This is a genomic window from Aminobacter sp. 01T433 (assembly GCF_056398585.1).
Genome location: NZ_JBFTPR010000003.1, coordinates 188,547 through 201,642 on the forward strand (window position 1 = coordinate 188,547; position 13,096 = coordinate 201,642).

The window sequence follows — 13,096 nt, forward strand, 5'->3', positions numbered from 1 at the left end:
TCGTGTGGCGCGCAAAAGAGGTGGGGAGATTATGGTGGCGACAATCTTCGCGGAGCAAGCGCTTCTGGCCGATGGCTGGCAGCATAACGTCAGGCTGACGCTTGCTGGCGGCCGCATCGACAAGGTGGAAACCGCAGCCAAGGCGGAAGCCGGCGACGAGCGCCACGCCATTGTCCTGCCCGGAATGCCCAATCTGCACAGCCACGCCTTCCAGCGCGGCATGGCAGGCCTCGCCGAAATCAGAGGACCTTCGTCAGACAGTTTCTGGTCGTGGCGCGACGTGATGTACCGCTTTGCGCTGAACATGACGCCCGAGCAAGTCGAAGCGGTCGCCTCCCAGCTCTATGTCGAGATGCTGGAGGCCGGTTTTTCACGCGTCGGCGAATTCCACTATCTCCACCACGACCGCGACGGCAGCCCCTATGCCAACATCGCCGAGATGGTCGAACGCATTGCAGCTGCCTCGGTCGAGACCGGTATCGGGCTGACGCTTCTGCCTGTGTTCTATGCGCATTCTGGTTTCGGCGGCGCGCCCGCCAATGAAGGCCAGCGGCGTTTCATCAACGATACGAATCGCTTCGCCAGGCTTTTTGAGAAGTGCGGCGAAGTACTCAACGGCATAGACGGCGCCGTGCTCGGTCTCGCACCGCACAGCTTGCGCGCGGCAACGCCAGATGAACTGGCCGCTGTCACCGCCATGACTGGCGGCCCGATCCACATCCACATCGCCGAGCAGGTCAAGGAGGTCGAGGACTGCCTTGCCTGGTCCGGGGCACGACCCGTCGACTGGCTGCTTGGCCATGCCGACGTCGACAAACGCTGGTGCCTGATCCACGCCACCCACATGACGGAAGCCGAAACCATCGCCCTTGCCCGCACGGGGGCGGTCGCCGGCCTGTGCCCGATCACCGAAGCCAACCTCGGCGACGGTGTCTTTTCAGCACCGCTGTTTGTAGAACATGGCGGTAAATTCGGCGTCGGCTCGGACTCGAATGTCGAAATCGGCGTCGCTGACGAGTTGCGCATGCTCGAATATTCGCAGCGCCTCGCTCACCGCGCCCGCAACGTGCTTGCCACTTCTGGCCAGTCGACCGGCCGCGCGCTGTTCGATGCCGCACTTGGCGGCGGCGCTCAGGCGCTTGGAGCTGGCCCGGCAGGGCTCGCGGCAGGCTCGGCGGCGGACTTCGTCTCGCTCGACCCAAACCACCCGACGCTCGCCGGTAAATCAGGGGACGCCATACTGGACGCCTGGATCTTTGCCCGTGGCGGCAAAGTCGACTGTGTGTGGGCGCATGGCCGCAAGCTCGTATCGGGTGGCGCACATTTCCGCCGCGACGCTATTGCCGCGAGGTTCCGCAACGTGATGATGGAACTGACGGCGGCATAGACGGAGGAAAATTCTGGTGCCTGATTCGATGGCGGAGATTGTTGAAGAGCCGGTAGGCAGCGATGCGTCGACATCGCTCTACCAGCGCATCCTCAACGATATCCGCGACCGCATCGTTTCGGGCGAATGGGAGCCTGGCTACCGCATTCCCTTCGAGCACGAATTGACCGAAGAATATGGCTGTTCGCGCATGACGGTGAACAAGGCGCTGTCGCAGCTCGCCAAAGCCGGGCTGATCGAGCGCAGGCGTCGCTCGGGCAGCTTCGTGCGCCGACCACAGTCGCAAGCCGCAGTGCTCGAAATCCACGACATCCGCATCGAGGTCGAAGCGCTCGGACTGCCCTATCGCTATGAACTAATCTCGCAGTCGAAGCGGCGGGCCGGTACAGGCGACCGCGAAAGGCTGGGATCAGGCGTATCTGGACAGCTTCTGGCGTTGAAATGCCGCCATTATGCCGGGGTGCGACCGTTTTGCACCGAGGACCGACTGATCAATCTTGCCGCCGTGCCGGAAGCGGCGGACGAGGGATTCATCGAAACAGCGCCTGGGCCGTGGCTGATCGGCCAGGTGCCATGGAGTGCGGCCGAGCACGTCATCCGGGCCGCTGCCGCCGATGCCGAGACCGCCGCCGATCTGAATCTGGCAGCCGGCGCACCTTGCCTTGTCATCGAAAGGCGAACCTGGAGCGCCGAACGCCCCGTTACCCATGTGCGCTTCACCTATCCGGCGAATGCCCATGCGGTGGTGGCCCGCTTCACGCCGTCAGACAGCTGAAGCGGACCATTCCGTCGTTCTGCTTACGCAGCGGCCGTGATGATGATCTCGACCTTGTATTCCGGGCCAGCGAGCTTGGCTTCGCCGGTCGCGCGCGCCGGCGTGTTGCCCTGCGGCACCCAACCGTCCCACACCGAGTTCATTTCGGCGAAGGTCGACATGTCGGACAGCCAGATGATCGCCTGGATGATCTTGGTCTTGTCCGTGCCTGCCTTGGCCAGCAAGGAGTCGATCTCGGCCAGGATGGCCTTGGTCTGCGCGGCAACGCTCTCGCCCGGTGCGCCAACCTGGCCAGCCAGGTAAACCGTGTTGTTGTGGATCACGATCTGGCTCATGCGCGGGCCGACATCGATACGACGAATGCTCATGGTGGTCTCCTTCCGTTAGGGGTGGCGCCTTCTTAGATTTTGCCTGCCCCCCGGCGCAAGGCCGCAGCGATGGATTTCCGTAGGCCAGACGCACTACCCACCGGGTTTGCTAGATAAATCCACCGGATTGTCAGGTCGCGCTCGTTGACTAATGTAATAACATCACATATCCAATGACGACTTCGCCGCAGCTGAGCCATGAGCCGATGACCGACGCCTGCCTGACATTCAAGGACCTGACGCTGGGCTACAGCAGCCATCCGGCGGTGCATCACCTCAATGGCTCGATCAAGAGTGGCTCGCTGACCGCTGTCGTGGGTGCCAATGGCTCGGGCAAGTCTACCTTGATGAAGGGGATCGTCGGCGTGTTGAAGCCGATGGCCGGCGCCTGCACGGTCGCGGCAGGCAAGCGCGTCGCCTACCTGCCGCAGCAGTCGGAGCTTGACCGCAGCTTTCCCGCGCGGGTCGTCGACCTCGTCTCGCTGGGCCTTTGGCCCAAGCGCGGCCTGCTTGGCCGCTACAGCCGCGAAGATCGCGTAGCCGTGTCCGAGGCGCTGATGGCAGTCGGCCTCGAAGGTTTTGAAAAACGTGCGCTCGACACGCTCTCCGGCGGCCAGCTCCAGAGGGCGCTGTTTGCCCGCGTTCTGGTGCAGGACGCGGACCTGATCCTGCTCGACGAGCCGTTCAACGCGGTCGACGCCAAGACGGTCGGCGACCTGATCAAGCTCATCAAGCGCTGGCACGGCGAAAACCGCACCGTGATGGTGGTCGCCCACGACCTCGATCTGGTGCGCGCCCATTTTCCCAACACCTTGCTGCTGGCCCGTCAGCCGGTGGCCTGGGGCGAAACACTCGAAGCGTTGCGCCCGGAAAACCTGCTCAAGGCCAGGCGTTTCGACGAGGCCTGGCACGACGATGCGCCCTGGTGCGAGCCGGATGGCGGTCATGCCCATGTCCATGCGCATTCCCATACTCACGACGAGCATCACCATCACGATCACGGCGAGGTCCATGATCGTCCCGACCATGAATCCGGCCCCCGGGCAGCGTGAACCTCGCCATGTATGATTTCCTGATCGCCCCGTTTGTCGAATTCGGCTTCATGCAGCGCGCGCTTGCCGGTTCACTGCTGCTGGCGCTGGGTTCATGCCCGGTCGGCGTGTTCCTGATGCTGAGGCGCATGAGCCTGACCGGCGACGCCATGGCGCATGCCATCCTGCCCGGCGCTGCCGCTGGCTTCCTGCTTTATGGACTGCAGATCGTTCCGATGACCATCGGCGGGCTGATTGCCGGCGTCATAGTGGCGCTTGGCGCAGGTGCCGTGTCGCGCTTCACCGTGCAGCGCGAGGATGCCTCGATGGCGGCGTTCTATCTGATTTCCCTGGCGCTCGGCGTTTTGATCGTGTCGCTGCGCGGCTCGAGCGTCGACCTGATGCATGTGCTGTTCGGCACCGTGCTGGCACTCAACAACGACGCGTTGACGCTGATCGCGCTGATCTCGGGCATCACGTTGCTTACGCTTGCCATTTTCTGGCGAGCGCTGGTCGCTGAATGCCTCGACCCGCTGTTCCTGCGCTCGGTCAGCCGACTCGGCACGCCGGTGCATTTCATCTTCCTCGGCCTTGTCGTGCTCAACCTCGTCGGCGGCTTCCAGGCGCTCGGCACGCTGCTGTCGGTCGGCCTGATGATGCTGCCGGCTGCCGCCGCGCGCTTCTGGACGTCGCGCGTCGAGCCGATGTGCGCGCTTGCCTTCGGCTTCGGCGCCATATCCTGCGTCAGCGGGTTGCTCATTTCCTATCACGCCTCGCTGCCCTCGGGCCCGGCGATCATCTTATCGGCTGGTGCGATCTATCTCACTTCCATTCTTTTCGGCACGCGCGGCGTCTTCAACACCAAGCTTCGCCGCCACCGCCACCGCACCGCCTGATCCGCTTCAACATGGAGAGACCTATGCTCAGGACAATTGGCTTCGCCTCGCTTATGAGCGTTATAACATTAACTCCTTTCACCGCGACTTCGGCCTCTGCCGAACCACTGAAGGTCGTTGCCAGCTTCTCGATCATTGGCGACTTTGCCCAAAATGTCGGCGGCGACCGCATCGAGTTGACCACTCTGGTCGGCCCCGACGGCGACGCCCATGTCTACGAGCCTTCGCCTGCCGATGCGGTGAAGATGTCAAAGGCCGACGTCGTTCTTGTCAACGGTCTGCAGTTCGAAGGCTTCCTGCAGCGCCTTGTCGAAGCGAGCGCCACCAAGGCTTCGGTGGTCGAGCTGACCAAGGGCGTCGAGCCGATCAAAATGAAGGAAGAACATGAGCACGCCGCCGAGGCAGGCGGCGATCACCATCACCATGGCGACCTCGACCCGCATGCCTTCCAGGCGATCGCCAACGCCAAGATCTATGTGAAGAACATCGTCGATGCCTTCTGCGCCGCCGATGCTACCGGCTGCGATGCCTATAAGGCAAATGCCGGCGCCTACACTGCCAAGCTCGACGCAGCAGAAGCCGAAGTAAAGGCTGCGGTTGCCTCGATCCCCGAGGAAAAGCGCACCATCATCACCTCGCACGATGCCTTCGGCTATTTCGAAAACGCCTATGGCATCACGTTCCTGGCGCCTGAGGGCATTTCGACCGAAGCGGAGGCATCGGCTGCCGATGTGGCCGCGCTGATCTCGCAGGTTCGGGGCGACAAGGCTTCGGCGATCTTTGTCGAAAACATCACCAATCCGCGCCTGGTCGAGCAGATTTCCGCCGAAACCGGCGTGAAAATCGGCGGCACGCTCTATTCCGACGCGCTTTCCAAAGCCGATGGTCCGGCCGCGACCTACATCGACATGATGAAAGCCAACATCGCCATCATCAAGGGCGCGATCCTCGGTAGCTGATCGCGCTCAACTGCGGCAATCGGCTCTGCCGGTCGCCTACCGGCCCAGCACAAGGGCCCGATCAACCAGCCTGAATGAAGGCGGGGCCAAAACCTCGCCTTTTTCTTCAAGTCAATCTGTTATGTAATAACATTATATGAGGAAAACATGAAACATCTGCTCGCCACAGCCTCCGGACTTGCCATGCTGCTCGCCCTCGCTGCCGCTCCGGCCTTTGCCGAAGAAAAGACAGCATGGCGGCTCTTCGTCTCCGATCATGCCGCGCCGATCGTCCACGCCATCGACATGGAAACTGGCACAAAGATCGACACGTTCAACGTAAAAGCACCGACCAGCCTCTATCGCTCCGACAGCGGCCGCACGGTGTTTGCCGTCCAAGGCAAGGGCGATGTGATCTCGGTGCTGTCGAGCGGCATCTCGTTCGGCGACCATGGCGATCACGGCGACATCCACGTTGAAGCACCGAAATTGCTCGACGTCGCATTCGAGGGCAAAAAGCCGTCGCATTTCGTCGACCATGACGGCGACGTCGCCCTGTTCTTCGATGGCGAAGGCAAAGCCCGCGTCACCCGCGAAGCCGATATTCTGGACGGTAAACCGGCCATTCGCGAGGTGGCAACCGCAGCACCGCACCATGGCGTGGCCGTGGCACTTGGCGATCACGTCCTGATTACGGAGCCGAACCAGCAAAAGCCGGACGAGCTTCCGATCGGTATTCGCGTGGTCGACCGTACCGGAACCTCGGTTGGCAATGTCCACGACTGCCCCGACCTGCACGGCGAGGCCTCGTCTGGCAATCTGCTTGCCATTGCCTGCGCCAAAGGCCTGTTGATCACCTCGTCAAGCGAAAGCACCCCGGCGATCGAGCTGCTGCCCTACGCCGGTCTTCCCGAGGGAAAATCGACGACTCTGGTCGGCGGCCGCGGCCTTCAGTATTTTCTTGGCAGTTACGGTCCCAGTGCCGTTGTTCTGATCGATCCGAAATCCGAAGACGCCTTCCGGCTCATCGACCTGCCGACGCGCCGCGTGCATTTCGCCGTTGATCCGGTGCGGGCGAAATTCGCCTATGTTTTCACCGAGGATGGCCAGTTGCATCGGATCGATGTGGTGGCGGGCAAGATCGATGCCTCGCTCAAGCTGACAGAGCCCTACAGCATGGACGGCCACTGGAGCGATCCGCGCCCGCGCATCGCTGTCGCCGGCAACCGGATCGTGGTTTCCGATCCGCTCAAGAGCGTGCTGCATATCGTCGATGCCGAAAGCTTCAAGCAGGGCGACGACATCGCGCTCGAAGGCAAGCCCTTCAACCTCGTTGCCGTAGGCGGCTCTGGCGAAACGCACTGAGGCTTGGGCTGGCTTCGGTTGCCAGGCTCTCAAGGGGCAACAACAGTTGCCCCTTGGCTCCGACAGTGGCAAGACTGGCGCCGACCAGCCGCAAGCGTGGCCAACAAACTCGCGAGGACGAACATGGAATACCGCCAGATCACCGACGACTACTCGGTTTCCGGCCAGATCACGCCGGAAGAGGTTGCCGCCATCAAGGCCGCCGGCTTCAAGAGCGTCATCTGCAACAGGCCCGACGACGAGCAGCCCGGCCAGCCTTCCGCCGACAGCGTCAAGGCAGCGGTCGAAGCCGCCGGCCTCGCCTTCCGCTACATCCCTGTCATCAGCGGCCAGATGACCGGCGACAATGTCGCCGACATGGCCGACGCGCTCGACGAGATGGACGGCCCGGTATTCGCCTATTGCCGTTCGGGCACCCGCTGCACCAACCTCTACATGGCGATCCAGCAGAGCAAGAGCTGAGCAGCAGAAACGGCGACGGGATCACGCTTGTTTGCGTGAAGAGCAATTATGACCTAAATTATGGTCATGAGGATTACGCCGATGAATGTTTCCGTCGCCGAAGCCAAGGCCAAGTTCTCCGAGCTCATCAAGCGGGCGGAAGCCGGCGAGGAGATCGTTGTCACGCGCCACGGCAAGGCGGTGGCACGCGTCATGCCACCGGAGCCGGAACAAGAAATGCTTCCGCGCATCGGAGCACTCAAGGGCAAGATCTGGATTGCCGATGATTTCGACGCGCCTCTTGACGACTTCAAGGAATATATGAAGTGACCGGCGAGGCGTTCCTTGCCGATACTCATATCATTTTGTGGTCAATCAACGACGATCCGCGATTGAAGCGAGCGCACAGGGAAGTCCTTGCTTCATCAGCCCTCGTCTATGCAAGTGCTGCGAGTGTCTGGGAGATCGCAATCAAACAAAGCATCGGAAAGCTGGATGTGCCAACCGATCTCGGCTTCCTGCTTCCAAGGATGCAGTTTACGCCACTTGCCATCACTATTGAGCACGCCCAACGGGTGGCGGAACTACCTCGCCACCACGGAGATCCATTCGACCGGCTGCTGATCGCGCAGGCGCAGATCGAAAACCTGTCGATCCTCACCGCCGATCCATTGTTTGCGCGCTACGACGTGGTGCTCGCTTAAAGCTTGAGCCGCTCGACCTCTTCACCTCGAAAACGCAGATCATAGTCCAAGAAGAATTCGTCGAGCGGAGGTGGCGCAACTGACGTGCCCGACAGCATCGCATGCACCTGCCCGCGATGATGGATCTCGTGCAGGAACAGATGCGTGAGCAGGTCGCCGATACGCTCGGGTATCTGCCCGGCCTTGCCACGATCAGACAGGACCCGCCTATCGAGGTCAGCCTCCGTCAATCGGTCGCAGCAAGCCACCAGACGTCGGTCGAACGCGCCTTGGGCCTTGGCGATTGCTTCCGCATCGTCAAACTCGATGAAACGGTCGAACACTTTCTGCCCTTCGCCGCCTTCCTCGATCATGTCGAGATAATAGATGTCGACAGACAGGATGTGGTTCAGTGTCTCCTTGAGCGAAGGAAAAAAGCTCGTGCGTGCAGCCTCGAACTCGCCTGACTGCAAGGCCTTCACGGCGCGGTAGATGCGGTCGTTGGACCACAGATTGTTCCGCGCCATGCGGCGAAAATGGCTGGCCATGTCCATCGCTACTCAGGCCGGTTCGAACCGTCCCACCTGCCGCTCGATGGCGCCGAAGATCGAATGCCCGTCCTTGCCCTTCATCTCGACGCGCAGCGTGTCGCCGAGCGAAACTGAGAGCGTCTCCACCGCGCCCCTGACGATGGCACCGGTACCGATCGGCCGGGTGGCCGAAGCGTCCGCGATCAGTTTCGGAAAGCTGGTCCAGACGGAAGTGACGCTTCGCCCACCGGCGAGCAGCGGCAGGTGCACGGCCCCGTCCCAGGCGTCGCCCAATTCATCTGGCGTTACCGCGACGGGCGACAAGACGGACGTGCCGTCTTGGCCGCCATCCAGCACCGTGTCGGCGGAGAGCACGACAAGGGCGATCGCGTCCTTCGCATTCTCCAATGTCGCGGCCATGGCAACATCAGAGACGATCACTGATACAGCCGCCTCGACCTTGGCATCGCGCGTCTTGCCGGCGAGTTCGAGCGGATCGCGGGGGCCGGCGAAAGCATCGCCCCCACCCAGGCGCTGATAAGCGCGTGGCAAAGGTGAATGCGCATCATGCTCATGGAATCGCGACGATGGCACCGAACCGACCTCGAGCGATTCGGCCAGGGCCGCGAGGTGCGGAGAAATCCGGCGCCAGTCGTCGAGCGCCGCCTGCAGGCTCAGTGCCAGGAAAGAGGCATCGGTGTATCGCGTCAGGTCGCGCGAGACGATGACCAGTTTTCCGTCACGCGAACCGTTCTTCAGCGTCGCCAGTTTCATGCGGGTCCTCCTGAGTTCGGACGGTATCGTCCTCGATCACCACAACAAGCCCGTCGCGGCCGATCGTCAAGGGACCATTCCATGTTTTCCTGACAGCCTCGATCCAATCGGCCTCGCCGATCTCCGGATCGTCGGCCGGAATGAGATGGTTGAGCACCAACCGCCCGACCCCGGCGCGCGTGGCAATGGTCCCCGCCTCGCCGGCCAGGCTGTGGCTTGCCATCAGATGCTCCTTCAACCGCGCACCGTTGCCAGTGCGTGCAACGAGCCGCTCGACGCCCTCTTCCAGCATAGCCTCGTGAAGCAGGATGTCGGCACCATGCGCGAACTCGGCCAGCGGCGGGAAGAAGGCGGTGTCAGCAGAAAAGACGACGCTTGCGCCTGCGTGCTCGAAGCGGAAGGCAAAACATTCTGTCACGGGCGGGTGGTCGACTCGCAAGGCAGTGACGTTCAACGCGCCGTCGCGCAATACCTCGCCTTCGCCGAACTCCACGACCTCGACCATCTCGCGCAGGTCGGGGCGGCCTTCATCGTCGATCCGGGTTTCGATGTCGAATTCAAGCGCTTGCACAAAATTCTGCCAGTATCGATTCAAGCCGACAGGGCCGAACAGCCTGACCGGCGTCGCAAGCCCGGCCGTCCAGGCGGTATGGATCAGCGGCCCGAGTTCCAGCACATGGTCGGAATGGAGATGGGTGATAAAGACCAGGTCTAGCGCCTTGAGGCTCAGGCCCGCATCGGTCAAACCGCGCGTCACGCCGAGCCCGCAATCGACGACGATGGCGCGACCGCCAAGTTCCAGCAGTGTCGATGTAGGCCAGGGTCCGCCGGGCCGGATCGCCGGGCCGCCCTTGGTGCCGAGCAGCACGAGACGGCCGCTCATGCGCACCTGCCCGAGCAAACAGCGGCGAGTTGAACTTCAAGTTTCATGCCCGTACCTCTTCACGCCTGCGCCCAAGCTAGAGCGCCTGTAGCAACCGAGGCAAGATCAAAGCGTCAATCGACGCGGCGCGGATATTGCGCGCGAGGCGGGATCCAGTGATGGACCAGCGCCAGCAGCAGCAGGCTGATACAGCTCAACAGCACCACGATGAATAGCGTACTTCCCTGATAGGGCGTGGCTGTTGCAACAAGCGGGATTGCCCCCGCAGGCGGATGGGTGACACGGAACATCAGCATCAGGGCAATCGAAACGCCAACCGCCACAGCCGATACCTCCCACAGACCGGGGAATGCCATCGCGGCGGCAACGCCAACTAGCGTGGCAATGAAATAGCCGGCGAAAATGTTGATTGGTTGCGCCAAGGGACTAGCCGGTTGGCCGAACAAGAGCACCGCGGTTGCACCCAAGGGGGCGATCAGCATGGGCAGGCCGGTCATCGAAGCAAGCCCGCCAACTGCCGCCAGACCGACAACAGCGCCCGATCCCGACTTTACGTGCGAGAGCATCTGTCCTTTCGGCTCATGCCGGGCGGTAAGGGTGCGTATGTGACGGCGCATCGTCGTTTCCAGCCGAAGGGCCTGTTTCGATAGCAACAGCAACTTCGGCTGGCAACGTGGCTTTGTTCGAAAAATTCACCTTACAGTAAAAAAACTTTCCCTACATCACCAATCCATGACGACTTTGCCTGAGTTGCCGCTACGCATGGCGTCGAAACCGGCTTGATAGTCGTCGATGCCGAAGCGGTGGGTGATCAGCCCGGTGATGTCGAGCGGCCCCTGCACAAGCGCGATCATCTTGTACCAGGTCTCGAACATCTCGCGCCCATAGATGCCCTTGAGGTGCAGCATCTTGAAGATCACCTTGTTCCAGTCGATCTCAAAACCGGTCGGCGCAATGCCAAGAATGGCGATCTTGCCGCCATTGTTCATGGTGTCGATCATGTCGCGGAAGGCGACAGCAGAGCCCGACATCTCGAGGCCGACATCGAAGCCTTCGGTCATGCCCTCATCACGCATCACGTCGCGAAGTTTTTCCTTGGAGGCGTCGACGACGTGATGGACGCCGAGTTTTTTTGCCAGCGCCAGGCGCACCGGGTTGATATCGGTGATGACGACCTTTCTGGCGCCAACACATTGGGCGACCAGCGCTCCCATGATGCCGATTGGCCCCGCCCCCGTCACCAAAACGTCCTCGCCTACGAGGTCGAATGACAGGGCGGTGTGCACGGCGTTGCCGAGCGGATCGAAGATCGCGGCGATCTCGTCGGGCACATCGTCGGGGATCGGCACGACATTGTGCTGGGGGATCGCGACATATTCGGCGAAAGAACCCGGCCGGTTGACGCCGACGCCAAGCGTATTGCGGCACAGATGCCCGCGCCCGGCACGGCAGTTGCGGCAGTGACCGCAAACGATATGGCCTTCGCCCGACACGCGCTGGCCTACCTTGTAATCGGTCACGCCCGCGCCGAAGTCGGCGATCGTGCCGACGAACTCGTGGCCGGTGACCATCGGCACAGGCACTGTCTTTTGCGCCCACTGGTCCCAGTTGTAGATATGGACGTCGGTGCCGCAGATCGCCGATTTCCTGACCTTGATCAGTACATCGTTGGGGCCGACCTCGGGGAGCGGCACTTCTTCCATCCAGATACCCGGTTCGGCCTTGGCCTTCACCAGCGCGCGCATCATGTTCGACATCGTCTTGTCCTCGGAATCGCTTGATCCAGAATCGCTTTTGGCGATTCTGCCACGTTATGAAATGACGCCCAACTCACGCCCGACTTCACCGAACGCAGCGATCGCACGATCTATATCGGCTGTCGAATGCGCTGCCGACATCTGGGTGCGGATGCGCGCCTGGCCCTTGGGCACCACTGGAAATGAAAAGCCGATCACATAGATGCCACGCTTCAGCATCCTTGCCGCCATCTCCTGGGCTAGGGTCGCATCGCCCAGCATGACCGGGACAATCGGGTGATTGGCGCCGCCAAGCGTGAAGCCGAGCTTGCCCATGCCGGATCGGAAGCGCTCGGCATTGGCATAGAGCTTTTCACGCAAGGCCGCACCCTCGGCTATCAGGTCCAGGACCTTGATCGAGGCACCGGCAATCGAAGGGGCAAGCGTGTTGGAAAACAGATAGGGCCGCGAGCGCTGGCGCAGCCAGTCGACGACGTCGCGTTTGCCGCTGGTGTAGCCGCCCGACGCACCACCCAGCGCCTTGCCGAGTGTGCCGGTGATCATGTCGACACGGCCCTCGACGCCGCAATGTTCCGGCGTGCCGCGGCCATGCTTGCCGACGAAACCTACGGCGTGGCTGTCGTCGACCATCACCATCGCCCCATATTTTTCGGCGAGATCGCAGACGCCCCAGAGATTGGCGATGATGCCGTCCATCGAGAACACGCCGTCGGTGGCGATCAGCTTGAATCGGCTGCCTTCGGCTTTCTTCAATTCCTCCTCAAGTGCCGCCATGTCATTGTTGGCGTAGCGAAAACGCTTGGCCTTGGACAGGCGCACGCCGTCGATGATCGAGGCGTGATTGAGGGCATCAGAGATGATCGCGTCTTCTTCCGAGAGCAGCGTCTCGAACAGGCCGGCATTGGCATCGAAACAGGAGGAATAGAGGATCGTGTCCTCCATGCCGAGGAAAGTCGACAGCTTCGCCTCCAGTTCCTTGTGCTCTTCCTGCGTGCCGCAGATGAAGCGCACCGAAGCCATGCCGTAGCCATAGCGGTCGAGCGCATCCTTGGCGGCGTTGCGCAGCTCATGGCTGTCGGCGAGGCCGAGATAGTTGTTGGCGCAGAAGTTCAGCACTTTTTCGCCACCGACTTCGATTTCGGCGCTCTGCGTCGAGGTGATGACGCGCTCGGACTTGTAGAGGCCGGCCGACTTCAGCGCCTCCAGTTCGGAGGCGATATGAGAAAGGAAATTGCCGCTCATGCACTTGCTCCCTGCTGCCGCGAAAA

Annotated in this window: 16 protein-coding genes; 9 read left to right on the plus strand and 7 right to left on the minus strand. The window is 61.8% G+C overall.

The window, feature by feature from the left end; all coding sequences use genetic code 11:
• The first annotated feature begins 34 nt into the window (after nt 1–34).
• Nucleotides 35–1,387, plus strand: a complete 1,353-nt coding sequence (locus tag AC1DLV_RS06165; protein ID WP_476798676.1) for a formimidoylglutamate deiminase — start codon at nt 35–37, stop codon at nt 1,385–1,387.
• Nucleotides 1,388–1,415: 28 nt separating this feature from the next.
• On the plus strand, nt 1,416–2,162 hold the full coding sequence (gene hutC, locus AC1DLV_RS06170; protein WP_476798899.1) for a histidine utilization repressor: 747 nt from the start codon (nt 1,416–1,418) through the stop codon (nt 2,160–2,162).
• Between the two features lie 23 nt (nt 2,163–2,185).
• Here the strand turns inward: hutC and AC1DLV_RS06175 are convergent, their stop codons facing one another.
• Nucleotides 2,186–2,530 (minus strand): RidA family protein, encoded by a 345-nt coding sequence (locus AC1DLV_RS06175; protein ID WP_476798677.1) that lies wholly within the window; start codon nt 2,528–2,530, stop codon nt 2,186–2,188.
• A gap of 206 nt (nt 2,531–2,736) precedes the next feature.
• On the opposite strand from AC1DLV_RS06175, the gene aztA reads away from it, so the two are divergent.
• The 7 genes from aztA to AC1DLV_RS06210 all read left to right on the plus strand — a co-directional run bounded on the left by aztA (nt 2,737) and on the right by AC1DLV_RS06210 (nt 7,905).
• Nucleotides 2,737–3,582 carry a zinc ABC transporter ATP-binding protein AztA gene (gene aztA / locus AC1DLV_RS06180; protein WP_476798900.1) on the plus strand — a complete coding sequence of 282 codons (846 nt, stop codon included), beginning with the start codon at nt 2,737–2,739 and terminating at the stop codon, nt 3,580–3,582.
• Between the two features lie 8 nt (nt 3,583–3,590).
• A complete protein-coding gene (aztB, locus tag AC1DLV_RS06185; protein ID WP_476798678.1) occupies nt 3,591–4,457 on the plus strand; it encodes a zinc ABC transporter permease AztB in 867 nt (288 codons plus the stop codon).
• A gap of 23 nt (nt 4,458–4,480) precedes the next feature.
• Nucleotides 4,481–5,416, plus strand: coding sequence for a zinc ABC transporter substrate-binding protein AztC (aztC, locus tag AC1DLV_RS06190; RefSeq protein ID WP_476798679.1), 936 nt, complete (start codon nt 4,481–4,483; stop codon nt 5,414–5,416).
• Nucleotides 5,417–5,563: 147 nt separating this feature from the next.
• Entirely contained in the window at nt 5,564–6,760 is a 1,197-nt protein-coding gene (gene aztD / locus AC1DLV_RS06195; protein WP_476798680.1) for a zinc metallochaperone AztD, read from the plus strand.
• Nucleotides 6,761–6,883: 123 nt separating this feature from the next.
• Nucleotides 6,884–7,222: a protein tyrosine phosphatase family protein gene (locus AC1DLV_RS06200; RefSeq protein WP_476798681.1), complete on the plus strand. Its 339-nt coding sequence runs from the start codon at nt 6,884–6,886 to the stop codon at nt 7,220–7,222.
• Nucleotides 7,223–7,303: 81 nt separating this feature from the next.
• Entirely contained in the window at nt 7,304–7,531 is a 228-nt protein-coding gene (locus AC1DLV_RS06205; protein WP_476798682.1) for a type II toxin-antitoxin system Phd/YefM family antitoxin, read from the plus strand.
• A complete protein-coding gene (locus AC1DLV_RS06210) occupies nt 7,528–7,905 on the plus strand; it encodes a type II toxin-antitoxin system VapC family toxin (protein ID WP_476798683.1) in 378 nt (125 codons plus the stop codon). The genes AC1DLV_RS06205 and AC1DLV_RS06210 overlap by 4 nt, the downstream gene beginning before the upstream one ends.
• On the opposite strand, the gene AC1DLV_RS06215 is transcribed toward AC1DLV_RS06210, so the two are convergent.
• The 6 genes from AC1DLV_RS06215 to AC1DLV_RS06240 all read right to left on the minus strand — a co-directional run bounded on the left by AC1DLV_RS06215 (nt 7,902) and on the right by AC1DLV_RS06240 (nt 13,070).
• Nucleotides 7,902–8,438, minus strand: a complete 537-nt coding sequence (locus AC1DLV_RS06215) for a DinB family protein (protein ID WP_476798684.1) — start codon at nt 8,436–8,438, stop codon at nt 7,902–7,904. The genes AC1DLV_RS06210 and AC1DLV_RS06215 overlap by 4 nt on opposite strands.
• A 6-nt stretch (nt 8,439–8,444) precedes the next feature.
• Nucleotides 8,445–9,188, minus strand: coding sequence for a fumarylacetoacetate hydrolase family protein (locus tag AC1DLV_RS06220; RefSeq protein WP_476798685.1), 744 nt, complete (start codon nt 9,186–9,188; stop codon nt 8,445–8,447).
• Nucleotides 9,154–10,071 (minus strand): MBL fold metallo-hydrolase, encoded by a 918-nt coding sequence (locus AC1DLV_RS06225; RefSeq protein WP_476798686.1) that lies wholly within the window; start codon nt 10,069–10,071, stop codon nt 9,154–9,156. The genes AC1DLV_RS06220 and AC1DLV_RS06225 overlap by 35 nt, the downstream gene beginning before the upstream one ends.
• Before the next feature lie 113 nt (nt 10,072–10,184).
• Nucleotides 10,185–10,637, minus strand: a complete 453-nt coding sequence (locus AC1DLV_RS06230) for an HPP family protein (protein WP_476798687.1) — start codon at nt 10,635–10,637, stop codon at nt 10,185–10,187.
• 156 nt (nt 10,638–10,793) lie between these two features.
• Complete coding sequence (tdh, locus tag AC1DLV_RS06235) at nt 10,794–11,828, minus strand: L-threonine 3-dehydrogenase (RefSeq protein ID WP_476798688.1); 1,035 nt, start codon at nt 11,826–11,828, stop codon at nt 10,794–10,796.
• 54 nt (nt 11,829–11,882) lie between these two features.
• The gene (locus AC1DLV_RS06240; protein WP_476798689.1) at nt 11,883–13,070 is read right to left on the minus strand and encodes a glycine C-acetyltransferase; all 1,188 of its coding nucleotides are present in this window, start codon (nt 13,068–13,070) and stop codon (nt 11,883–11,885) included.
• Between the last annotated feature and the right edge of the window lie 26 nt (nt 13,071–13,096).